At 34.8% G+C, this 20,809-nt stretch carries 31 protein-coding genes and 1 tRNA gene; 7 read left to right on the top strand and 25 right to left on the bottom strand.

Annotated elements, in window-relative coordinates; genetic code table 11:
* The 14 genes from P6733_RS14815 to P6733_RS14750 form a co-directional block, all read right to left on the bottom strand.
* Complete coding sequence (locus tag P6733_RS14815; protein WP_306353713.1) at positions 1-219, bottom strand: hypothetical protein; 219 nt, start codon at positions 217-219, stop codon at positions 1-3.
* Positions 216-707 (bottom strand): hypothetical protein, encoded by a 492-nt coding sequence (locus P6733_RS14810; RefSeq protein WP_306353712.1) that lies wholly within the window; start codon positions 705-707, stop codon positions 216-218. The genes P6733_RS14815 and P6733_RS14810 overlap by 4 nt, the downstream gene beginning before the upstream one ends.
* Before the next feature lies 1 nt (position 708).
* On the bottom strand, positions 709-1,569 hold the full coding sequence (locus P6733_RS14805; protein WP_306353711.1) for a hypothetical protein: 861 nt from the start codon (positions 1,567-1,569) through the stop codon (positions 709-711).
* A 128-nt stretch (positions 1,570-1,697) separates the two neighbouring features.
* Positions 1,698-2,309 (bottom strand): DUF6046 domain-containing protein, encoded by a 612-nt coding sequence (locus P6733_RS14800; RefSeq protein ID WP_306353710.1) that lies wholly within the window; start codon positions 2,307-2,309, stop codon positions 1,698-1,700.
* Positions 2,310-4,025 carry a hypothetical protein gene (locus tag P6733_RS14795; RefSeq protein ID WP_306353709.1) on the bottom strand — a complete coding sequence of 572 codons (1,716 nt, stop codon included), beginning with the start codon at positions 4,023-4,025 and terminating at the stop codon, positions 2,310-2,312.
* Positions 4,026-4,202: 177 nt separating this feature from the next.
* The gene (locus P6733_RS14790; protein ID WP_306353708.1) at positions 4,203-4,604 is read right to left on the bottom strand and encodes a hypothetical protein; all 402 of its coding nucleotides are present in this window, start codon (positions 4,602-4,604) and stop codon (positions 4,203-4,205) included.
* Between the two features lie 26 nt (positions 4,605-4,630).
* Complete coding sequence (locus P6733_RS14785) at positions 4,631-5,065, bottom strand: hypothetical protein (protein WP_306353707.1); 435 nt, start codon at positions 5,063-5,065, stop codon at positions 4,631-4,633.
* A 3-nt stretch (positions 5,066-5,068) separates the two neighbouring features.
* Positions 5,069-6,229, bottom strand: coding sequence for a DUF2586 family protein (locus P6733_RS14780; RefSeq protein WP_306353706.1), 1,161 nt, complete (start codon positions 6,227-6,229; stop codon positions 5,069-5,071).
* On the bottom strand, positions 6,229-6,591 hold the full coding sequence (locus P6733_RS14775; RefSeq protein ID WP_306353705.1) for a hypothetical protein: 363 nt from the start codon (positions 6,589-6,591) through the stop codon (positions 6,229-6,231). Before P6733_RS14775 ends, P6733_RS14780 begins: the two co-directional genes overlap by 1 nt.
* 20 nt (positions 6,592-6,611) lie before the next feature.
* Positions 6,612-7,109 carry a hypothetical protein gene (locus P6733_RS14770; protein ID WP_306353704.1) on the bottom strand — a complete coding sequence of 166 codons (498 nt, stop codon included), beginning with the start codon at positions 7,107-7,109 and terminating at the stop codon, positions 6,612-6,614.
* 13 nt (positions 7,110-7,122) lie between these two features.
* On the bottom strand, positions 7,123-7,578 hold the full coding sequence (locus P6733_RS14765) for a CHAP domain-containing protein (protein ID WP_306353703.1): 456 nt from the start codon (positions 7,576-7,578) through the stop codon (positions 7,123-7,125).
* The gene (locus P6733_RS14760) at positions 7,575-7,862 is read right to left on the bottom strand and encodes a cell wall anchor protein (RefSeq protein ID WP_306353702.1); all 288 of its coding nucleotides are present in this window, start codon (positions 7,860-7,862) and stop codon (positions 7,575-7,577) included. The genes P6733_RS14765 and P6733_RS14760 overlap by 4 nt, the downstream gene beginning before the upstream one ends.
* Before the next feature lie 59 nt (positions 7,863-7,921).
* A complete protein-coding gene (locus P6733_RS14755) occupies positions 7,922-8,881 on the bottom strand; it encodes a hypothetical protein (protein ID WP_306353701.1) in 960 nt (319 codons plus the stop codon).
* A 2-nt stretch (positions 8,882-8,883) separates the two neighbouring features.
* Positions 8,884-9,861, bottom strand: a complete 978-nt coding sequence (locus P6733_RS14750; RefSeq protein WP_306353700.1) for a hypothetical protein — start codon at positions 9,859-9,861, stop codon at positions 8,884-8,886.
* A gap of 140 nt (positions 9,862-10,001) precedes the next feature.
* On the opposite strand from P6733_RS14750, the gene P6733_RS14745 reads away from it, so the two are divergent.
* The 7 genes from P6733_RS14745 (at position 10,002) to P6733_RS14715 (ending at position 16,177) form a co-directional block, all read left to right on the top strand.
* Positions 10,002-10,439: a hypothetical protein gene (locus tag P6733_RS14745; RefSeq protein ID WP_306353699.1), complete on the top strand. Its 438-nt coding sequence runs from the start codon at positions 10,002-10,004 to the stop codon at positions 10,437-10,439.
* Complete coding sequence (locus P6733_RS14740; RefSeq protein ID WP_306353698.1) at positions 10,439-11,974, top strand: hypothetical protein; 1,536 nt, start codon at positions 10,439-10,441, stop codon at positions 11,972-11,974. Before P6733_RS14745 ends, P6733_RS14740 begins: the two co-directional genes overlap by 1 nt.
* A gap of 11 nt (positions 11,975-11,985) precedes the next feature.
* On the top strand, positions 11,986-12,444 hold the full coding sequence (locus P6733_RS14735; RefSeq protein WP_306353697.1) for a hypothetical protein: 459 nt from the start codon (positions 11,986-11,988) through the stop codon (positions 12,442-12,444).
* The gene (locus P6733_RS14730; RefSeq protein ID WP_306353696.1) at positions 12,445-13,752 is read left to right on the top strand and encodes a phage portal protein family protein; all 1,308 of its coding nucleotides are present in this window, start codon (positions 12,445-12,447) and stop codon (positions 13,750-13,752) included.
* Positions 13,753-13,769: 17 nt separating this feature from the next.
* Positions 13,770-15,014 (top strand): minor capsid protein, encoded by a 1,245-nt coding sequence (locus tag P6733_RS14725; protein ID WP_306353695.1) that lies wholly within the window; start codon positions 13,770-13,772, stop codon positions 15,012-15,014.
* Positions 15,015-15,136: 122 nt separating this feature from the next.
* A complete protein-coding gene (locus P6733_RS14720; RefSeq protein WP_306353694.1) occupies positions 15,137-15,673 on the top strand; it encodes a phage virion morphogenesis protein in 537 nt (178 codons plus the stop codon).
* A gap of 3 nt (positions 15,674-15,676) precedes the next feature.
* A complete protein-coding gene (locus P6733_RS14715) occupies positions 15,677-16,177 on the top strand; it encodes a hypothetical protein (RefSeq protein ID WP_306353693.1) in 501 nt (166 codons plus the stop codon).
* A gap of 334 nt (positions 16,178-16,511) precedes the next feature.
* On the opposite strand, the gene P6733_RS14710 is transcribed toward P6733_RS14715, so the two are convergent.
* The 11 genes from P6733_RS14710 to P6733_RS14660 form a co-directional block, all read right to left on the bottom strand.
* Positions 16,512-16,727, bottom strand: coding sequence for a hypothetical protein (locus tag P6733_RS14710; RefSeq protein WP_306353692.1), 216 nt, complete (start codon positions 16,725-16,727; stop codon positions 16,512-16,514).
* A gap of 211 nt (positions 16,728-16,938) precedes the next feature.
* Entirely contained in the window at positions 16,939-17,139 is a 201-nt protein-coding gene (locus P6733_RS14705; RefSeq protein ID WP_306353691.1) for a hypothetical protein, read from the bottom strand.
* A gap of 9 nt (positions 17,140-17,148) precedes the next feature.
* Positions 17,149-17,592 (bottom strand): hypothetical protein, encoded by a 444-nt coding sequence (locus tag P6733_RS14700; RefSeq protein WP_306353690.1) that lies wholly within the window; start codon positions 17,590-17,592, stop codon positions 17,149-17,151.
* Positions 17,593-17,594: 2 nt separating this feature from the next.
* Positions 17,595-17,930 carry a hypothetical protein gene (locus tag P6733_RS14695; RefSeq protein ID WP_306353689.1) on the bottom strand — a complete coding sequence of 112 codons (336 nt, stop codon included), beginning with the start codon at positions 17,928-17,930 and terminating at the stop codon, positions 17,595-17,597.
* Positions 17,931-18,140: 210 nt separating this feature from the next.
* Positions 18,141-18,407 (bottom strand): hypothetical protein, encoded by a 267-nt coding sequence (locus P6733_RS14690; protein ID WP_306353688.1) that lies wholly within the window; start codon positions 18,405-18,407, stop codon positions 18,141-18,143.
* Positions 18,408-18,430: 23 nt separating this feature from the next.
* Positions 18,431-18,790 (bottom strand): hypothetical protein, encoded by a 360-nt coding sequence (locus P6733_RS14685; RefSeq protein WP_306353687.1) that lies wholly within the window; start codon positions 18,788-18,790, stop codon positions 18,431-18,433.
* A gap of 59 nt (positions 18,791-18,849) precedes the next feature.
* Positions 18,850-19,173, bottom strand: coding sequence for a hypothetical protein (locus P6733_RS14680; protein WP_306353686.1), 324 nt, complete (start codon positions 19,171-19,173; stop codon positions 18,850-18,852).
* 23 nt (positions 19,174-19,196) lie between these two features.
* Positions 19,197-19,315, bottom strand: a tRNA-OTHER gene (locus P6733_RS14675).
* A 14-nt stretch (positions 19,316-19,329) separates the two neighbouring features.
* The gene (locus tag P6733_RS14670; protein WP_306353685.1) at positions 19,330-20,055 is read right to left on the bottom strand and encodes a DUF3164 family protein; all 726 of its coding nucleotides are present in this window, start codon (positions 20,053-20,055) and stop codon (positions 19,330-19,332) included.
* Between the two features lie 276 nt (positions 20,056-20,331).
* Positions 20,332-20,466, bottom strand: a complete 135-nt coding sequence (locus tag P6733_RS14665) for a hypothetical protein (protein WP_306353684.1) — start codon at positions 20,464-20,466, stop codon at positions 20,332-20,334.
* Entirely contained in the window at positions 20,467-20,808 is a 342-nt protein-coding gene (locus P6733_RS14660) for a hypothetical protein (RefSeq protein WP_306353683.1), read from the bottom strand.
* Position 20,809 lies beyond the last annotated feature (1 nt).

Below are 20,809 nucleotides of genomic sequence, written 5' to 3'. Positions count from 1 at the left end.
TTATGTTATGTTTCCTGTTCCGGTTCCTGTCTGTGCATTGGCCGTTCCAGTGGTTTCTACATTTACATTTACGGTACCTGATTTTACATATAATTCGATTGCAGCTGCCATACCTTTAGCAATACGTTCCACCGATGCGTTAGGATCAGTTTCTTGTGTTTGTTCATGGGTAAACACGGCTATAAAAGCATCAATTAATGCCGAATTGTTTAAACTCATTTTAAAAGGGTATTAAATTTCATTTTTAAAGCTTCAAATTCCGGTGCATTAATCAATTTGATTGTTACACCTGTATTTGTTGTAAATGCCATATTTGAAATGGCACTAAATAATTGATCCATTAAATCGGCCATTGATTCTCCACCGCTTTCAATATGAACTTTGTCTGATAATTCAAAAACTGATGTTTCAGTGTACCATACCACTTTTTCTATTTCATCGCAAGCAATAACCATCCAGTCCTCGTCGTCTTCAATTCTAATGGCTAAAACATAACTGCCTGTTTTTGGAACTTGTAAAAAGCTTTTATTCCCCGTTAACACAGGACGTAATCTTACATCAAATATCTCCTGTCCGTCCTCATCTTCTAAAACACAAACTCCCTTTGTTTCATCTACGGATTGAACAACGGCAATATTACTAACTGGTGGTGCTGAACCTTTTGCCATGTCTTTTAAGCCTTGTCTTATTTGATTGTCTTGTGTCATTTTATATTTTTCTTAAAAATCCTAATTCAATGGTTTGACGACCTCCGCTACTTCCAAATTCTCCGGCAACACTTTCAACAAAAAATAACCCAGACTTTTCAGGATATCTATATCCGTCTATTTCCGCAGTCATACCTTTATTTACACTTGGCTCTAAAAAAACAGTGATATTACCTTCATATCCGTTGTAGTTGCTTTTATCTTGTAAACGGTTAGCAATCTGTTTTAATAATTCGGATGGAATTCCGGCTTTGATCTTTACAGTCTTTTCATTACTGTATTTATTCACATCAGATTTAGTCTTTTTTACCTTACCTGTATCGGCTTTTTCTTTGATGACAATCTTTACGTTTTTATCAACTAATTTTAATTTGAAATCATCTTCCTTGACAGTGTTCCATCCTAAACGAAATTTAACTTTGTCTTGTTTTTTGCCAAATAGAGTCCCTACATACAACTCATCAAAATTGAAATAAACAGCTAGTTTACATTCGTTATTCAACCATTCTAAAACTTGTATTCCAGTAGCATTTTTAAAGCGGACATTTTTTAAAGGGATGTGCGGCATATCTGCTGCTAATATGATTTCAGTACCTTTACACAAATCAGTCAATAACTCTTTGACAGTCACACTGGCATAACTTTTATTTAAAATAATGTCATACAAAAGCCAACTATAACCTTCACATTCCACCTTTACCGGAATAGACATATTTACTCTTTTTACAAAGCCCTTAAATCGTCTAACATTATTACGATCATATCCCAATAGTACATCAACTGGATCACCCTCTTTAATATCATATTCTAACCTGTTATTCTGATCCTTTATATCTTCGGTTACAGCCTTACTATTTTTCATGTAAGTGATCCTGGGTAAATCAATGGTACAGGTATCAGTGTAACTATTCACATCCGTTTTCCAGACGACCTTTGCAGGCTTTACATTGGAATATTTACCAATGGTTATAGTAGAAGTTAGATAAAACATTATTGAATAATTATATCAGTTATAAAGTCAGATTCACACGTGAAATTGAATGGTCTAATCCAATAGGCTTTACCTTGCACATCTGGAAACTCCAGATTATCAATAACCACTCTACAGGATTCATCTAAGAACAATTCAGGATATCCGCCATATAATAATATTGGATCACTACTTTCGTAAAAGTCTTTTAAAAGAGATATTTCTTTCTCCGGTATGGTTTGATTCTTACCAACCAAAAACCCTTTAATTGTGAACTTATAATCATCAATTGCGAACTGTTCTTTAACAGTTCCTTTTCGCTCACTTACCGCTGTTTTCACGATGGTTTTTTGTCCATTTATTCTAATGGTACAAATATCAATATCAATAAATTCTGTACCTGATTTCCAAAGTTGTACTGGGTGCCAAATATCCTGACCGATTAAACCGGTTTTATTGAATGATATTTGCTTTGAACTGTATTGAATGGCTCCGCTTTCGGTTTCTCGTTTTTCAAGGCTGTAAGCAATTTTTTGAGAAATTGCCTTATCATCTGCAGAGGGTAAAACGTGATATTTTGCCACACCATAGTATTGTTTATACAATTCGTATATGTCAAATATATTTGCCATTTAAACCGTTTTTGAGCCGTTATAAACAACTCGCGTTAAACATTCTAAAACCATATTTTCCAATTCTTGGGAGGTTTCTTGATTATTAAGGGTTGTAAACTGTATGTTATCGAAAAACTTCCCAATGGTGATATTAACCACTTTGGGTCCTCCACCCACAACCGATTCCCCTGCAGCTTTGCCAGAACTACTATTACTCTGCATCATTGAGGCTCCACTTCCTAATGGTGAAGGATCATCATCTTTAGGTTTTGGCACCACCAGTTTTTTAGTGGTTTTTATCTCTACATCATCAACCCCTTTAATCCATTTATAAGCCCTGTCAATCGCCTCTAAAATCGGTTTAACTACATTTTCCCACATCCATACAATAAGGTCTAAAATCTTACTTATAGCGCTCCAAACCGTTAGGATAGCCGTTGATATGTATGAAAAGATATCTTTCAAGATTTCAGAGTTTTTTACAAACTCCACAATACTTGAAACAAAGCCCCATAGTGTTATTCCAATATGTTGAACGATTGCTTTAAATACCATAAAGTGATCCCGGATTCTTTGAACCCATCCGCTCCATTCACTAGAACCGGAATTGATATCTTGTATAAAATCCACAATGCCATTAATAACAGTAGCAATTCCATCGATAAAGGGTTTTGCTCTCTCGAGCATTGCCGGAACATTGTCCGCAAAAGAGATAGCCAAATCAAGTAAACGATGAAAAACAGGATCAAAGGCATCCCCAATGTCCGAAGCAGCATTACTAAATTTATCTTTTACAGTACTCCATTTCCCGAATTTTGTTTGGGATTGAGCCGCCATTGCCCCCTCATAAATACCTCCTTTGCTATTGGCCATTGCTAAGGTTTTGGATAAATCTTCATAGGTTACATCCATTTCTTTAACTTGATCAATACTTTTACCAGTACTTCTTGATAACATTGCATAGATATTAATACCGGCCATACCAAACTGCTTAATATCCATTGCCGTAGCTTTTCCAACGGTTTTTACCTGCTGCATATTGGCAGCCATTCTACTCAGTATATCATTACCACCACCTACTGCAGAAACGGCATTGGCTAAATTCAAAGTATCAGTTCGGGCATCTTTAGCATTTGCACCAGCTGAAATCAAAGAACGATTTACCATCAATAAAGATTCCGTATCAAAGGGTGTTACATCGGCATCTTGACGGATATTTTTATATGCTTCTTGTGCGCCTTGCTTACCTAAAAAGGTAGTTAATCCTGTGATGGCCTGTTCTTTTTCCATCGATTTAGTGATCATTGTACTAACGCCTGAACCAACAGCGCTAACTATTGCATTTCCTGCTTGCATTGCATAACCTCCCAACATTGAACCTAAAGCAATATCACTTATACCACCTGTGGAGGCTGCTCTTGGAGTTCGGGAAGAACCACCACCGCCAATATTGCCCGGATGATTTAAAGTCTGACGTTGCAATGCTGCTAATTCACGGCGTGCAGCACTAATTTGAGAGGGTATTGTAGAGTTTTTGATTTTATCCTCAACTTCTTTGATTTTTATGGTCAACTCTTTAAAACTCATTGATAATATGTGGTTGCGACTAGTGGCACCATCCGCTGATTTACTCATACGCCCAAAAGCAGTAGCAGAGGTAGAACTTAATCGACCTAGTCCGCTACTCATTAAGTCACGCATTTTTACAATAAATTCAACTGTATTATTATTCATTTTATAGTTTACGTTTTAATCCCTTTTTCCCAAAGTTCGAGGGCTATTCCAGTGCGATAAAAAAACACATCATCACCCCAATCTCTTAATGCTGATGCCCCAAATTGCATAGAGCCAAATACGATCAGAAAATCTATTCCCGCTTTTTTGTCTTTACAGTCTTGTTTGCCTTTATTACTAAAAGCGAAAAAAGTCGGCTTTCTTCCCTTCCAAGATTTGATTTATTTGAAGGAATACAGCGATAAACTTATCCTCATTATCAATTAATGAAATATCCCCATCAAGCCATAATTCTTCCATAATCATAGACACCGCTTTGCTTAAAGAAGAGGTACCGATTGTGGTCATGTAATCCCCTAAATCGTCTGCCGTAGGAGGCCTTAAAACGGCAAGATCATCACCAACTCCCAACATTATTAATTCACGCCCTGAAAATTGTTTTTTCCACTGATCAATGGTGTCTTGGCCAAAGCGTTTGTAAAAAGCATCGATGCTTAATTTACTTGTTATTACTGGGGTAACTTTTTCGGCCTCTTTTACTTTTCGTGCTGCAAAGGCTGTTTTTATATCTTTTGACATTTGTATTTGTTTTAATAATTAATAATTTAGAAATCGATTTTCATAGCGAGAAACGGCAAAGTGATTTCTCTATATTTTGCGTTTTGCTCCATATCTACACTATTTTCGCTAAAGGCTACACCTGTAGCCACGTAAGTGGAAATAGGATCAGTGGTGCGGCGTTTAAAGCTGCATGTTATTACAATCATATCGTGGGGTACTTCTGTAATATCAGAGTATCCCGAAGTTTTAGCAGCTTTGTTCATGGCATCGGCTTCAAAACCTAAAACCTTAATACTTCCCTCATACGTTATGTTCCCTCTTGTAATATCAATAGGAGCATTACCTGAACCAAACAAATGTTCGGTTTCAACGGTTTTTTTAAAGCCAAATGCTCTTAATCCTTTAATCACACGGTTTAAAACTTTGATTTCAAAATGAGCCCATGAACATTCCGCACTAGTAATATTTAATTCATTCATAGCTTATAAATTAGTGGTTAATCCCATTGTGATATTTATCCAGGTTAAATATCCTAATGGTTGTACTTTGATTTGCATTTCTAAAGTGGATGTATTGATAATGTCCTGTTCTGTTGGTACAATTACATCAACGCCACTAATTTGACCGTTAGTTCTGGCTGTGATTTGGCTACGTACCAAGTCCTCCAAGTATTTAGCATCCGTATCATTAATTGATCCCTCAGCCGTTACCCGAATTGAAGTTTCAATAAAAGGGGTACAGGTTGCTGTTGCGATACGTTGACATTTATCGATAATTCGGCCATGAACTAGGATATGAAAATCATCATCACCAGCCATATTGTCAACCCCGAAATAATACCCAGCTGCTCCCTCTCTGTGGTACATTATAATGTAACCGGAGTCGCTAAAAACGTCTAATTCTTCCATGAAGAATTCCTCTAGTGGTTTTGCACCAATGAACACCTTATCGATAGTTAAGGCTCCATTTTGACCAGAACCAATTTTCTCATGTGCCCCAAATTTCACTGCTCTTGCAAGTGCAATTGCACCACTGGCGGATTTATCTGGTAAATTACTTCCCAACACAACCCCTACATAACTATTACTAGCGGTGTTAGGTTTATACATGTTAATGGCTGTAATATCATTTACACGACCCTCAATGAGTAATCGTATTGGACGATTAATACCTTGCTGATATAGACATAGTGGTTTTGAAGCAATTACAGCCTCTTCAACATCCTTATCCAAAAACCCTGCTCCTGGTGTATAAGTATCATCTGGTTTTCGGCATACATAGGGTAGGTTAACACGACCTTGAGAAACGGATAAAAGTTTCTTTAGTCCATTGGCATTAGTTGCAGATACCATTTCTTTTAATAACATCGTGTCTTCACAACCTAACAACCACAATTCTTGATTACCGCCTAATTCATCGTAAAACTCTTTAATTTGACGATTTAAAAAGGGTTCATCAAGTAGAGTAATACCTTTACTTACGGCATCCTCATAACCAAATACTTGTTTAACAGTACCTATATTAGCTGGTTTATAGGCTGTTCCGACAATTCCTGCAACGCCGTCAATAATTGGTATTTGGCGTTGCAAATTGCCGGAGGTCACCTTTACGTTGACCTTTGGGGTTCCTGTACCTTGTGCCATTACTCTATTAGTTTAGATTGTTCTTCTTTTATTAATTCAAAAATATCCTCCTTTTTTTGGGATGCAGCTTTTAAACCTAATCCATCAATCAAGGCTTTTGCCTCATTGTATTTTGCTGTATCGAGGGAAAAAGTTTTTAAATCTTCCAATGTGTAGAGTTTATCCTTTTTGGTGTTTTGATCAGTTGATTTGTTTACTGAATCTTTTTTAAAGGATTCTACAGTATTGTCCTCTAAAAGTGCTGCGAAACTATCTGCCGATCCTTTTGCATGAAATACACGTCCGTCAGAAGTAATAAAACACTCAAGGTTTAGCTGATGACGTAGGAAATAATCCTGCGCTTTTTCTTGGAATTGTGACATAATTATAATGTTTTTGATTGTTATTTTTTAATTTTCCAACGGATGTATGATAGCGTACATAATCCTAATACAAGTAGTATAAAAAGCCGTCCAAGCCATATTTGAATGGTCAAAAATATACTGTATGGTTTTTCAATATATATTGGAATAGTAGTTTCACTTTCTATGAATTGTTCTCTATTTTCGGATTCCCATTTAGCTCTAAGTTCCTGTTCCCTCGCTTCACAATCCACATACAGAATGTTATCCTTGATTTCTACTTTCGGCTTATTAAGGTGGGTTTTTCCTGCCTTTGAATGTGTGACCTCTTTTATTTTTATCTTACTGTTTTGACAATCCAATAAAGCATGATAAGAACTATTATCTTTTTCAGTTTTGAAAACTGTATCATGCAGTACCTTTGTGATTGTTTCCGTTTTAGTAATTTCAATTCTAGGTGCTAATTTTGGGGTACCACCACATGAAAAGAGTGTTACCATAATCAATAAGCAGAATGCTTTTAAAAGTGTTTTAAACATAGTTTGAATGGTTTTAAATTTTTAAAAATCCCGTGATTTGATAAACTGTTCTAATACGGCGACACACCGCATATCCCTCACGACTTCCGTCTGTATTTGTATTTCCCTCAATAGTCGCTATTCGTCCATCAGGCAGAACATGTTCAACTATTCCGGCATGACCTAAGCCTTTCCCAAAATCAATAATGAATACACATCCCGGAACAGGTGTTTTAATTCTTAATTCTGGTCTTGAGTTCCATTGATCTAATACTCCGGCTGTTTTTTTTAGGGGGTTTGCAGTGTTGGTTAATTTTGAAGCTTCCTGAACTACCCAATAACATAGTGCCATACACCATGCATACCCTTTTTTTAACCCTACACTTTTTAAGTATATTTCTACTTCAGGACCCGCATTGGAACCTCTAGGGATTTCTTGTACACCGATTTGATTTACGGCGACTTCAATTGTTTTTTGTGACAGTGTCATACGTGTTTACCATTAAGCTGTTTGTACTTTCTTAACTCATCTGTTAAATGTTCAATTTCAATGAGTAAATGCTTTATTTTTTCGTCCTGTTCGTTTATTGTTTTTATGGCTAATTCAAGCCTACGCATTGCATCATCGAGTAAATTTTGATAGAAAATTGCCGATTTAACTTCATTATCTATGTCCATTGATTTGACTTCTACACGTTGTTTTTGTCGTGAAAAAAACCACCCAACAAGGGCAGAAAAAAACACTCCAATTGAGGGTAAGATTAATTGCTCCATTTGTTTTTTTTTAAAAGGCTACTACTTAAAGCAGTAGCCTTTATATATCAGTATGTTTTTTACTCAGCTGCTTGCACAATTACTGCAATACCTTTCCAGTCCTCACGGCGACAACGACCACCCATTTTTAAAAGTCCTGAATGGATATCCCCATAGTATAAAGGGTTTCTTAGGTCTTGGAATAATTCAGTAGTTCCCATTGCTTTGGTAACACTTCCTTTATGCCATAAGATTGTTGCAAGGTTGTCAGTAGCTTCCAAAGCCTCTCCAGGAACACGTGCTGTACCTGTTGCACTGAATGCTAAAACGGAACTTCTTTCAAGGATTGTAAATCCTGCATATCGCCCAACAATTCCGTTGGAAACGTCTGCAGCTGCTTGAAAAGCCGCCATTTGATTTGTAGATAATGAGTTTTGAAACTCTTTTAACATGAAAGATTCAAACATGGCGTAACGATTGTCTTTTGGCACACTATCTTTATTAAATTTTGCTTGTGCTAAATCCAATTCCTTGTAGTGAAAACTTTTGCGATTCCCGGTTTGACCGTCTTCGGTATTCACAGCAACCACACTACCTGAGGTAGGAATTCTTCTCCCTGTAGGAATAAATTCTACTGTTACCGCCCCATTTGCTGCGGGTTTTAAACCACGTATCCAAGAGTAGGTTAATTCATCCCCAACAACTTCGGCCAATGTATCAGTATGATCTCCTAAAACGCTATCCGTTTTTTCGTAACTGATTTCTTGTGCCTCAGCATAAGTAATTGCTGTTGGATCAGTTGTAAATACATCGAGCGCATACATTACTGCAGTATCACCACGTTGTACTGCTGTAGCTGCTCCAAAGGCTCTGTTTTTAACCGTATTTGGTTTTGCTCCGGCTTGCGGAAGATAGACCACTGAACCTCCTTTTACATATATACTTTCATCAACACATAAGTTAATATGCGGGTTTGTTCTACGTAGTTTTTCTACGATATATGAACTCCAAAACTCTTGCGGTATTTTTAGATTTGCCATAATTAGTTAATGTTTGGGTATTTTTCTTGTTTTAATTTTTCGTACAGATCAGGGAATTTTTGACGTACCATTTCCAGTTGGTTTGAAGCATATAAATCATCCCACTTTTTCCCTACAAATTCATCTGCTGCAGATAAGTCTTTTAATGTATCTACTACCGATGTTTGAGACGGAATAATATCTAAAAGATCTTTTAATCCTTTCGGATTAGTTGCATAGTCTTCTTTTAGTTTTGTCGCCATTTCATTGGTCACTTTTTTATCGGATTGACCTTTGGCAATTAAGTCCTGTACTTCTTTGGTAGTACTTTCCGATTTTAGGGTTTCAATTTCAGCCGTTTTATCGCTTAAGTTTTTTTCTAAACCGTCCACTTTTGCCGCTTTATCGATTAAATTCTGAATAACGACTGTTACGTCCACATCAGTTGATTTGTCGCTTAGATTTAAAGCCGTAAGCAATGTGCCGGCTAATAATACTCCATTCATGGTTTCTTTATTTATGGGTTTAACAAAATCGTCTAGGTCTAATTCGTTATCATCGATGTCTACTAGATTAGCATTAGTTAATGCATTAAAATTGCCCGGGATATCAACTAGAGAAATCTCTCTTGGGAACCACTTTGTAATTGTCGCACCGGTTTGTCCATTTAATTTTAGTTTAACATCGTCGGAGGCTTCAAGACAAACAATACGGCCGACACTAGCAGCGTTTAAAAATCCATTTTCGATTTGATTCACTATATTTTCCCCATCTGGATGTGATAAATTCACTACCGGTTTTGCAAATAATTTTGAACCCTCGATACGGAAATCTTCCCAACGTACTGCAACCCCTTTATCCCGGTCATGCATATAAAAACCTATCGGATTTTTTTTGAATTCGTCAAGTAGTAACCCACTGGTCAAACAGCGGTATTTATACACATTGACCGAGTCATCGGTTAAGCAGTATTCCTTATCAATTTTTTTAGTTTTATCCATTGGCTATTTCTCCATTGTTGTTGATTGTGACTGCAAACTTCAGGAAGATTGTAACTACCTCAAAATAAGAGCGCAAGGGTTGCGTAGCTTTTTTAAAACCCCTGTTTTTTTAGTCAATTTTGCCCAATAATTAGCTATTTATGGGTATTACTAAAAAGGAAGAAAGGGAATATGCACGTATGCTTTTTGTCAACGAAAGGTTGACCTATAAGGATATTGCAGCACGTGTAAAAGTGACTGAAAAAACGATCGGAAAATGGGCTGTGGATGATGGGTGGGATAAACTCCGAAAAAGCCTCTTGACAACCCGTCAAAACCAATTAGTCTATTGGTATAATCAACTCGATGCAATTAATGATACTATTGAAAAAAGGGATAATGTTCCCACGTTTGAAGAAACCAGTATCATGAGTAAGACCACCGCAAATATTCAAAGATTGGAGATTGAAACCAGTATCGGAGAATACATTGAAGTAGGTAAAAAAGTGCTCGTATTTATCCAGGACGTTAATTTAAACGATGCCAAATTATTCAAAAACTATTTTGACGAATTTATTAATTCACAATTGAAAAAATAATGGCAAAGTTCAAACCTACTGATAAGGAATATTTAGACCAGTGGAAAGAGTTTTGTACCAATATGGACAATGCAACGCCTATTGATATAAGTGAAAGCCACGCTTCAAAATTAAAGCGTATCAAGTTTTTGGAAGCTAATCCGGAAGAATGGTTTAAATATTACTTTCCTAATTACTATACCAGTGAACCGGCATTATTTCATTTAAAGTCTACAAAACGTGTCCTGAATAATCCGGAATGGTACGAGGTTCGAAGTTGGGCACGTGAATTATCAAAGTCAGGGCGTACGATGTTTGAGGTCATGTATTTGGTGCTAACAGGCAAAAAGAAGAATGTCTTATTAGTTTCAAATTCGGTTGATAATGCGGAACGTTTACTCTTACCCTATAAAGGTATTTTAGAATACAACAACCGTATTATAAACGATTATGGTATTCAAAAAAGAAACGGATCTTGGGAATCAAAGGAGTTTAAAACACGTAAAGGGGTTTCATTTAGAGCCATTGGTGCGGGTCAATCGCCAAGGGGTACCCGTAATGATGCTGTAAGACCGGATATCATCCTAATTGACGATATCGATACGGATGATTTTTGCCGTAATCCTGAGTTGGTAAAAGAGCGTATTAAATGGATTGAAGAGGCACTTATCCCAACGCGCTCCCTTTCCAACGGTTTATTACTTATTGCCTGTGGTAACATCATTGCTAAATATTGTTGTATCACGGCAATGGGTGCAAAAGCGGATAAATGGGATATTGTCAATATTAGAGATAAAGACAGAAAGAGTTCTTGGCCATCTAAAAATAGTGAAGAGGCTATCGATAGAGTATTATCTATGATTTCGTTTGAAGCCGGGCAAAAGGAATACTTTAATAATCCAATGGACGGTGGAGATACATTTAAAGAAATCACTTTTTCAGATATGCCACAGCTAAGGCATTGTGATTCTGTGGTTATTTATGCCGATCCTGCTACTAGTAATAAAGACAAAGGAAATGCCAGTTCAAAAGCTGTGGTTATTGTCGCTAGAAAAGGATTGATTTATTATGTATATAAAGCATGGGTTGATCAAATGAGTAATGCCACTTTTTGTGAGTATTTATTTGAAGCATACGCCATTTGTTTACGTTCCGGGGTGGAGCCTATATATGTATACATAGAGAATAATACTTTACAAGATCCATTTTATGAACAGGTTTTATTACCGCATATTTTTCGTATTGGAGAAGAGCAAAAAATTGCTTTACCTATTCGTCCGGATGATCGTAAGAAGCCAGAAAAATATAGTAGGATTGAGGGAACATTAGAGCCTAAAAATAGACTTGGCCAATTACTATTTAATATTAAAGAAAAGTTTAATCCACACATGGAAAGATTGACGGCTCAATTTACCAGTTTTAACCGTAAGGCAAAACTTATGGATGGTCCCGATGCCGTTGAGGGGGGTGTTAAGATTATTGAAATTATGGAGTTCAGTAAGGCAAACGAAAACATTCTTACGATCCCTCGCAAACCTAGTGAACATAGATTCTAAAAAGTATATATATGTTAGTAAAACCCACAGATTTAAAAACAGAATTATATCCCGAAATAATTGATATAATTACGAGAACCTCAGAAGAGGAAGTAATAATTAATATTCAAGCTGCAGAGGATTACGCCAAAGGGTATCTGTTTAAATACGATTTAAAAGCCCTTTTTGGTACTGCTACTTTGGAGCCTACTTTTATTGATCAGTCTTTAAAGAAAACCATAAAAATAATGGCTTCTTATTTCTTACTTAAAAAGGCTAATCCGGGTTTAGTAATAGACCTTTTTAGGGATGATTGGCAATTAATGATAGGTAGTAAAGATGAACCCGGATGGCTTGAAAATATTCGTGCAGGAATGATTAATCCTGAATGGCCTTATAAACCTGATGATCCTACAACACCCGAAGATGAGAGCCAAATAAATGCAGATGTAAGATGGCACTCGAATATTAAACGAATAAACAGTTTTTAAATGAAAACAGAAAAAAACAAAGCGTCAGAGGTTATTATAAACGATTTAACAATCGTTTCTCCTGATAGAGGACGTAAAGATATTGGAGGTCTTAAAAATGCTGTAATACAAGCAGAATCGGTTTACTTTCCGAATCGTGTTTTACTATATGATCTTTACCATGATATATTATCAATGGATGCCTTCTTACGTGGTTTATTGAAAAAACGAATAGATACTGTTTTGAATAAACCGCTTAAATTTATTGATGCCAGTGGTAAAGAAGATAAAGACTTGACAGAACTAATGTCCGGAACAGTTGGTCGTAATTTAATTACTGAATTAATGAATTCTCAATTTTGGGGTATTTCAGGAGTTGAATTTATTGTTGGTCAGGAGTTTTGTTTCAAGAAAATACCTCGTAAACATATAAAACCGGAAAAAGGTCTAATCACTAAAAATCAATATGGAGTAACTGAGGCTGATGGCTTTAGCTACAAAGATTTACCTATGGTTTGGGTAATAGGCGAAGAGGATGATTTAGGGCTATTATTAGCCTGTTCGATGTATGCTATTTACAAACGTGGAAATTTTGGGGATTGGGCTCAATATGTAGAGATATTCGGGCAACCTGTTCGTATCATTTATTATGATGCATACGACACAAAAACTAAAAATGAACTCAATCAGATATTAAATGAAAGTGGTTCATCACTTGCCATGATGATTCCTAAACAAGCCGAGTTTGAAATGATGGACGGGAAAACATCGAATGGCGATGGTAAGTTACAAGAGAGTTTCAAAGATGCCTGTAATTCTGAAATGGCTATATGTATTTTGGGTAACACGGAAACCACATCCAGTAGCAAAAGTAGTGGTTATGCACAAGCCGTTGAACACGCAGACCAACAGGACGAAATATCTGCTTCAGATTTAGTATTTGTTGAGAATAAGCTAAATAGTAAGGAATTTATCCAAATATTAAAGTCCTACGGTTATAAAACGCAAGGTGGTAAGTATTGTTATGATCAGATATTAAATTTAAACAAGTTAAAAACTCGTATGGAAATTGATGTCGTTGTTTCAGGAAAAGTTCCAGTAAGTGACGATTACTGGTACGATACTTATGGACTTCCTAAACCGGATAATTATGATCAGTTAAAAAAGGAACAGTTAGAACTCATTAATAATGCTACTGAAATAAAACCTGTAATTAAAGAGGATAAAAAATCAAGTAAAACAAGTGAATTAACGGATTATTCAAAGAGTAATATCTTAGAGAATCTATTTAAAAACTTATCGGATTTTTTCGACCAAGCCCGTCATTAGTCGGGCAGCTAAAAGCGTTGTATGATACAAAATGTTCGTGTTGTGGAGAAATTAAATTTGTTCCTGATCTAGTTGATGATTCTATTAATTGGGATTCAATATATACCCAAATTGCACAAGATATTTTACAAGGTCAAGCCTCTGATATTAATACTGATTTATATTTCAAAACGGCCGGTAAGTTAATGGATGGTGTTTATAAGGGATTGGGGCAGACTACATTTTCTTATGATGATGAAAGAGCAATTTTAGCGAACTATCTACAGAATAATATTTACACATTTAGCAGTGCTAAAAGCCTCACCCAAATGATTCATTATCGTAATTTAATGATCGGATCAGATGGGAAGTTATTAGACTTTAGCAGTCTCAAAAAAGCGATAATTAACCAGGGCGAAACATTTAATGTAAAGTATCTTCCAGCGGAGTATGAAAATGCTGAATATTCAGCTATTATGGCTCATAAATGGGATAATTTACATAGTGATTATTTAGAATTTTCAACGGTGGGTGATAACCGAGTACGTCCAGAACACAAACTACTGGATAAGTTTACCGCTCCAAAGAGTGACCCGGTTTGGAACAGGATTTACCCACCTTTGGCCTTTGGTTGCCGGTGTACTGTTATTCCGGGTAAGGCTCAAAATGTTGAAAAGAACATGACCAGTATTGAAGCTTCAACACTCATGAAGCCTTATGTAAAAGATACCATCTTTGATAATAACGTGGGTAAAAGCAGAGTGATATTTAAAGATGATCATCCCTATTTTAAAAATGCAAAAGGAGATATTCATGCTTTAAGTTGGGAGCAATACGGACTTAAACCCCTAGAGAAAATTAGAATTAATCCACTCCCGGAATATAATCGTGTAACAAAAGAAATGTATTTGGATTGGTGGAATAAACAGCCTAAACACAAAGGGGATGATATCGTTTTAAAAGATGCTTTAAACCAAGAGATATTACTTGGTAGTGGGCTTGATAAAAAAAACAAAGCCGATACGTATTACAAAGATCATCTTTTAAAAAAAACGAAAGAGAATCGTTTTGAGTATGGCCATGAAACGTATAACATTTTGAAGAACCCGGATGAAATTTGGTACAACAATCAAGGCCGTGTTTATCTGAAATATTACGAGCAGGGTACTTTGAAATTGGTGGTAGATGATACTTTAGAAGCTAAAACGCTTTTTCAATTACACGAAAAGGATAGTGGCGAATTGAAGAAATCTCGAAAAGGAACCCTTTTATATAAAAAATAAAGCGGACTGATTTAGTCCGCTTTAGATAAATGAAGTAAGTACAGCAGTACTGTTTGTTTAGAACGCTTACTGGTTACATTCATTTTGATAGTACAAATATAGTAATTTTTTAATAAATCAATATGACACCTGAAGAATTTGAAACAATGCTTAAACACAAAGCGGCTGTCATTCAAGACTATGCAAGTAATACATTCCCGACAAATGCCGGTAATATTACCTTGCGTTTTATAAATGGGAATTTCCGTGCAGGAGGATTTCAGGGAACTAATTTTCAAAGGTGGAAGAAATCAAATAAAAAGAATGGTACCACGATGGTTAAATCCGGAGCGTTACGAATTGCCACTTATTACACTACTCAAAATGGACAGGTAACTATGAAAAATAATTTGCCGTATGCAAAAATTCATAATGAGGGTGGTGTAATCAACAAGCCATCGCGCAAAGCTTCTTTAAACTTCAAAATTTCCAGTAATGGTAATTCAAGGTTTTCAAAGGCTAAAAAGGCGAATTTTCAACAAGATGTAAAAATCATGGCACACAAAATAACTATCCCCAAACGTCAATTTATGCCTACTAGTGCTAGTGATAGCCCACAGTTAATTAATTCCATCCAAAGGGATGTTGCTCGAGATATTGAAAAACTATTTAAACGTTAATTTATGGATTCTTTTTACGCACAACTTTACCTTGACTTGCAAAACAGAATTGCAACAATGGTACCTGAAATCGTCTTTATTGAACAGAATTTCGGACAGTATCAAAATGAAGATTTTAATATCTTCCCATCAGTACTAATTGATTTTCCATTTACATCCTATTCCGCTTTGCAAGGTTTAAATCAAATAGCTACCCCCACAATTAACCTAATGCTACTATTTGCCGCCTATAGTAACAGTTATAATATTGCCCCTGAAGAAGTGAAAAAAAATGCATTGGAATACTTTGAAATAGAACGTAAATTGGTAAAAGCTATTCACGGGTGGGAAAATGGTTTTTGCAGTCCTCTTATCAGGGTAAATGATAAAAACCACAATCAAAACGATCGTTCGTTACGGGTTAGAGATTTGAATTTTTCTACAGAGTTTGAGGACATGATAGAAGAGGAACCACAACATGATGTAATCTTTAAAATTATAGGTTCCATTGAACCGAAAATCTAAAATAGACTTAGTTGGTCTTTGGATTGCTTTGGAATAGGCAACCCTTTTAAATTCATCCATGTCCTATAGCTTAAATGAATGTTATGTTTTGGAAAGATATGTTTTACTATGAAAGTATCAGGTACATCGTCATGCTTTGCACTCTTATAGATATCTATAATGTGTTGAACACGTTTTAAATAATTATTACGATTGTACGCCATGTTGACAAAATTAAATCGTATTAATAAACGTGTCAAGGCGAATTTCAAATAATAAAAAAAGCCACTATAAAAAGTGGCTTTTCCTTTTTTAAATGTCCAAATTTAAAAAAAAATCATGGGAAGTGATTTTACTATGTACGTAGGTTTAATTCATAAAAACCCCATTGTATTAACAATTGAACCCTCCAAAATGGCCAACGTGTTATATTATCATGTGTGAACTTTATAGAGGTTGGTTGTTTTCCAAATAGTTCATCAATAGGAACAATCTGTTTTCCCTCAATCTCACGGTATTTATATAAATTTTCTAAAGGTTCTAAGGGTACTAATTCAAATTTTTGTGCCATCTTTCTTTTGTTTATGATGTGAGAGCTTTTTGATAATTCAAAGGTATATACAAATAAATGTTTCTCAACTGGGGATATCCGTAAGGTTAATTAAATTTACTTGCTTGGAGAATGAACCTGTTTATTAAGTTAGCTAAACAGGTTCAGTATGACCTCAATATCGTTTGAGTAGAAGATGATATTATAATGATGGGTTGGAAGTGGGTTTGATCTAACTATTTAAAAGTTCTGTGATCACATCAATTAAAAATTTTGATGGGCTTGTAATTCTAATCCAATTTTCTAACCCTGTAGTTTGGGCTATAACAAAATTTCTTTCAATACTTATAATGCGCTCACGGCGTTTGAAAATCAGTTCTTGTTGTGGACTCAATGCTTTGAATACTTTTGTGTTTTCGATTTGTTTTCTCATGATCATAATTTAATATTCATCGTTAAACCTTTTTTGATTGATCCAAGTAACCAAATGGGCTTTGGCTTGGTTAGTTCTCTGCAGGTATTTTTCATAGGCTTTGAGTGATAAAAAACACTTTACCTTGTCGCCATCAGATAATTTTAAGAATACCTTTTCGGCTTTATCTTTATTGACTTTTAGTCCGTATAAATTCCATAGATTTTCAAAATCTAAAATTGGTGCAGCTTTCACAATCTCGAAATTATCCTTTAATTTAGGTATCCATATCTTTTCAATGATGGATTCCTGGACTGGAAAATTTGAGCTCGTAAATAGCCAAATTATCTGTTTTTGTGATAATGTACCGGATAATACTTCAAATCCTTTTAAATCGCCGTTTAAATAGTATTTAAACAACCATACGCTATTACTATTGCGTGATCTACAAGTATAGGTTGTTAAGTGTTCCATCGTTATGCTAGTTTTTGATTTAAACGATCAATTATTAAATTGACTTGTAATCTTGTGTAATGATTATTTGTGTAAGAAAATAATTCCTTTAGAATAATTTCTAACGCCCAAGCTTCATAATATTTTAACGAAAATTTATACTTCTTTTTCACATTAAAAAGCGAAGATTTTTTAATTAATTCTTTTGCTTTACTATCAAACTTATCTGCTAATTCAAAACCAATTGAACGATAAACATTTTCTTGTTTATCGTTTGATTTCTCCATATTATACACATGACTTAACAACTCATTTACTGCTAATATGGAATCGTTTGTAAGGGTTAGTTCTACTTTCATATTATATTATTTTAGTATAACTTTTACACTCACATCTTGGACAAACACTTTTGAAAATTAGATATTTTGGGTCATCCCTTTTCATTACTCTTTCTTCTACTAAATGTTTATTTCTACATCTAGTGCATTTTATACTTGTTTCTGAAGCTGATAAATTTGGACTATATTCTTTTACAGTCATTAGTTTTTCTTTAACTATAGATGTTTTTTTCATTTAAATCGGGATTTAATTATGCCCTCTAAGGCTGATATTATTTTTTCTAGTTCTGTGTTACTCATATCTTTTAAAGGTTTGTTAATAGGACTTCTGGGGCATTTTAACCATTTAGATAACCTTTCTAAGTCAGCTACTTCTCCAAATTTTGGATGTGATACAGTCCATTGGGCTGTACGTAATAGAGAAAGTATTTTTATATGTTTTGAGTTATTTTTATCAAATAAGCCCCAGTTTTGATTTGTGGAGAAAGTTTCATTCATATCAATGTGAATTTGAATTTTTTTTAGTTGCTGTCCGTTTTCAGTATTAATAGTCTGTCAATAATTTCACCTACTGTCATGTCATCCAAATCAACACCTTCTATCTCAAAATTTATACTTGTATAGTTGAATGGATTGATACCACTAGTTAATTTATATATCTCAACAATATTAACTGCAGTTAGATCTTCTGTTAATAATTTGACATCCTTTTTATTAATAGCACCATAAATCTCACTATGCTTTCCTAAGACTTCCCCGAAGTAAACTTCAATTTTACTACTAATCAGTTTATCCACTTGCTTTTTAGTTGCTATGAAAACACCTTCTAAATCGCCACTTCTTCCGCAGTCAATACTAAGTTTGTAAATCGCTTTTTTCATTGTTTTTGTTTTTAAATTTTGTTAATAAAATATCATTGTTAATTTTTTTATTCCCTTTTTCACAATGTTTTTTTTAATGATGTGGTCATCGTCTCTAAATCATTTGATAATGTCATTGCTGTGATTTTAACCTTAGTTAATTGTTGGATAAAACAATCTGCATCGTCAATTAGAAATCCTTTAATGCTGTCATTGTAATCTTTGTGAACAAATTCATCAAAGGTTATCGGTACAGGAATATTAATTCCCATTTCTATTGATACTTCACCGATATACCCAACCTGTTTTTTATTAGCACAAACTATGGTGTATTGCGTTTCTGAGCACAACTTAATTAGCGAGGTCGTTTTACCTGCACGTCTGTTTTTAATTATTATTTCCATGATGAGATTTTTAGTTTAATTTGTTCCCGAGGCAGGATTTGAACCTACAGTGCTTAGTCTTTTCAATCGATAATTGAGGAATCAAACCCCGCCTAAGTCAGCCCTACACAAAGGGCGCATTTACCAATTTCGCCACTCGGGTAACAAATAATATGTTTAGTCCTTTAAAAAGTCAAATTCATATCCTTCAGGAAAGTCTACCGAAGACATAGACAAAGGAATACTTACTTTAGAACGATCATCGTGTACAACATAAGCGTCAATGTACCAACTGGAACGAACAGGCTTATATGCCTTAGAAATGATGTCCACACCATCACGGAACTCCTCATTGTCGATTTCATTTGTGAGTTTTTGAAGTTCTAACACTCTGCTACTTTTTAAATTACCTTTTGCATCTTTTCTTAATAGGCCGAAAACCATATTTACAAGTGCTGCAGTTTCTGCATTTTTTGACAATGATGCGATGTATTTGTTTACTTTTTCAATTCCTGCAGTAACAGTATCATCCCAACCGTCATTAATTCGATAACCGATAGTTATTTCGGCACTTCCAGTACTGAACGTATGAGAACGTTGTTTTTCTTTTAATCCGTAAACCTCCTTTTTAAGGTTTATAATGTTTTCAAAATACTTGAAAGTGTCACGCTTAGCCACTGATAGTATTTCTGCTACATGGCAAAGTTTAAATAAAGCGGTCGGTACCGTTTCAGTAACTAAATCTTTGTAAGCTGCTCTATTTTCTTCTTTAGATTTCTTTTTTGCTGCCAATGCTGCTAATAATTCCGTTTCGGATAACTGGGTTAAATCAATAGTTTTCATACTCTTACTTTTTGTGGTTATTACTTGTGGTTCGTTTACTTGGATATCGTTTAAATTCATCTTTAATAATTTTGTTGTTTAACTTTTGTAAAATCAGTCTGCTTATATAAGGGTGACCAGTTGTAAATAGGAACAAGCCTTTTTATTTGGGCTATCTTTTCCTCAATTACTTCTGATACAGGAGTAACAATCGATTTAGGATAGTCCAACTTGTGAATTAATTGACAGCGTTCTTGGTTTATCATTATTCGTTCACCTCGAGTAAACATTGGTCGGGCTTGGGAGCAAAATTGTAGTGATATATTCAGCTCATACAATCGTGATATTATTTCATCTTTATTCATAGTTCTTTAATTGTTTTTCTAAATTGATTTTATCCATAAGGATTTGCGTATAATTCTCTGAATTTTGATTTTCAGATAACCACTTTTCTAATTCTTTAATTTTTTGAATGATCTTTGACGTTTTCATTTAATTGATGTTTAAAGGATAGTTAATTGGTGATTGATGTTTTCTAAGGTTAGTGATCAATATCTTGGGATAGATATAATTAATCTCTGATGTACAGTAATCATAGCTTTTTTTTAAATCAGTTTTTGTGATTGTTATAGAATCACTATATCGTTTAGTTTTATTTATAAACTCTAATTCAAATTTTGCATATTCTGTTTTGAACCAGTTTAAAATGACTTTATCTAAAAGAATCATTTGCCATTGATCAGGGTGATAACTACACCAGTTAACCCAATTATTGAAAATCATATCCTCGTAATCTTCAATTGATAATTCTAAAATTTCGTGTATCTTTTTCATA

It is taken from the genome of Flavobacterium aerium, from assembly GCF_030766725.1.
Classification (GTDB): Bacteria; Bacteroidota; Bacteroidia; order Flavobacteriales; family Flavobacteriaceae; genus Flavobacterium; species Flavobacterium aerium.
This window is presented reverse-complemented; position numbering and strand designations above follow the sequence as displayed.

Bases quoted from the DNA above. Each gene is read 5' to 3' on its own strand.
- P6733_RS14815 (WP_306353713.1), bottom strand. From the start codon at position 219: ATGAGTTTAAACAATTCGGCATTAATTGATGCTTTTATAGCCGTGTTT.
- P6733_RS14810 (WP_306353712.1), bottom strand. From the start codon at position 707: ATGACACAAGACAATCAAATAAGACAAGGCTTAAAAGACATGGCAAAA.
- P6733_RS14805 (WP_306353711.1), bottom strand. From the start codon at position 1,569: ATGAAAAATAGTAAGGCTGTAACCGAAGATATAAAGGATCAGAATAAC.
- P6733_RS14800 (WP_306353710.1), bottom strand. From the start codon at position 2,309: ATGGCAAATATATTTGACATATACGAATTGTATAAACAATACTATGGT.
- P6733_RS14795 (WP_306353709.1), bottom strand. From the start codon at position 4,025: ATGAATAATAATACAGTTGAATTTATTGTAAAAATGCGTGACTTAATG.
- P6733_RS14790 (WP_306353708.1), bottom strand. From the start codon at position 4,604: ATGTCAAAAGATATAAAAACAGCCTTTGCAGCACGAAAAGTAAAAGAG.
- P6733_RS14785 (WP_306353707.1), bottom strand. From the start codon at position 5,065: ATGAATGAATTAAATATTACTAGTGCGGAATGTTCATGGGCTCATTTT.
- P6733_RS14780 (WP_306353706.1), bottom strand. From the start codon at position 6,229: ATGGCACAAGGTACAGGAACCCCAAAGGTCAACGTAAAGGTGACCTCC.
- P6733_RS14775 (WP_306353705.1), bottom strand. From the start codon at position 6,591: ATGTCACAATTCCAAGAAAAAGCGCAGGATTATTTCCTACGTCATCAG.
- P6733_RS14770 (WP_306353704.1), bottom strand. From the start codon at position 7,109: ATGTTTAAAACACTTTTAAAAGCATTCTGCTTATTGATTATGGTAACA.
- P6733_RS14765 (WP_306353703.1), bottom strand. From the start codon at position 7,578: ATGACACTGTCACAAAAAACAATTGAAGTCGCCGTAAATCAAATCGGT.
- P6733_RS14760 (WP_306353702.1), bottom strand. From the start codon at position 7,862: ATGGAGCAATTAATCTTACCCTCAATTGGAGTGTTTTTTTCTGCCCTT.
- P6733_RS14755 (WP_306353701.1), bottom strand. From the start codon at position 8,881: ATGGCAAATCTAAAAATACCGCAAGAGTTTTGGAGTTCATATATCGTA.
- P6733_RS14750 (WP_306353700.1), bottom strand. From the start codon at position 9,861: ATGGATAAAACTAAAAAAATTGATAAGGAATACTGCTTAACCGATGAC.
- P6733_RS14745 (WP_306353699.1), top strand. From the start codon at position 10,002: ATGGGTATTACTAAAAAGGAAGAAAGGGAATATGCACGTATGCTTTTT.
- P6733_RS14740 (WP_306353698.1), top strand. From the start codon at position 10,439: ATGGCAAAGTTCAAACCTACTGATAAGGAATATTTAGACCAGTGGAAA.
- P6733_RS14735 (WP_306353697.1), top strand. From the start codon at position 11,986: ATGTTAGTAAAACCCACAGATTTAAAAACAGAATTATATCCCGAAATA.
- P6733_RS14730 (WP_306353696.1), top strand. From the start codon at position 12,445: ATGAAAACAGAAAAAAACAAAGCGTCAGAGGTTATTATAAACGATTTA.
- P6733_RS14720 (WP_306353694.1), top strand. From the start codon at position 15,137: ATGACACCTGAAGAATTTGAAACAATGCTTAAACACAAAGCGGCTGTC.
- P6733_RS14715 (WP_306353693.1), top strand. From the start codon at position 15,677: ATGGATTCTTTTTACGCACAACTTTACCTTGACTTGCAAAACAGAATT.
- P6733_RS14710 (WP_306353692.1), bottom strand. From the start codon at position 16,727: ATGGCACAAAAATTTGAATTAGTACCCTTAGAACCTTTAGAAAATTTA.
- P6733_RS14705 (WP_306353691.1), bottom strand. From the start codon at position 17,139: ATGAGAAAACAAATCGAAAACACAAAAGTATTCAAAGCATTGAGTCCA.
- P6733_RS14700 (WP_306353690.1), bottom strand. From the start codon at position 17,592: ATGGAACACTTAACAACCTATACTTGTAGATCACGCAATAGTAATAGC.
- P6733_RS14695 (WP_306353689.1), bottom strand. From the start codon at position 17,930: ATGAAAGTAGAACTAACCCTTACAAACGATTCCATATTAGCAGTAAAT.
- P6733_RS14690 (WP_306353688.1), bottom strand. From the start codon at position 18,407: ATGAATGAAACTTTCTCCACAAATCAAAACTGGGGCTTATTTGATAAA.
- P6733_RS14685 (WP_306353687.1), bottom strand. From the start codon at position 18,790: ATGAAAAAAGCGATTTACAAACTTAGTATTGACTGCGGAAGAAGTGGC.
- P6733_RS14680 (WP_306353686.1), bottom strand. From the start codon at position 19,173: ATGGAAATAATAATTAAAAACAGACGTGCAGGTAAAACGACCTCGCTA.
- P6733_RS14670 (WP_306353685.1), bottom strand. From the start codon at position 20,055: ATGAATTTAAACGATATCCAAGTAAACGAACCACAAGTAATAACCACA.
- P6733_RS14665 (WP_306353684.1), bottom strand. From the start codon at position 20,466: ATGAAAACGTCAAAGATCATTCAAAAAATTAAAGAATTAGAAAAGTGG.
- P6733_RS14660 (WP_306353683.1), bottom strand. From the start codon at position 20,808: ATGAAAAAGATACACGAAATTTTAGAATTATCAATTGAAGATTACGAG.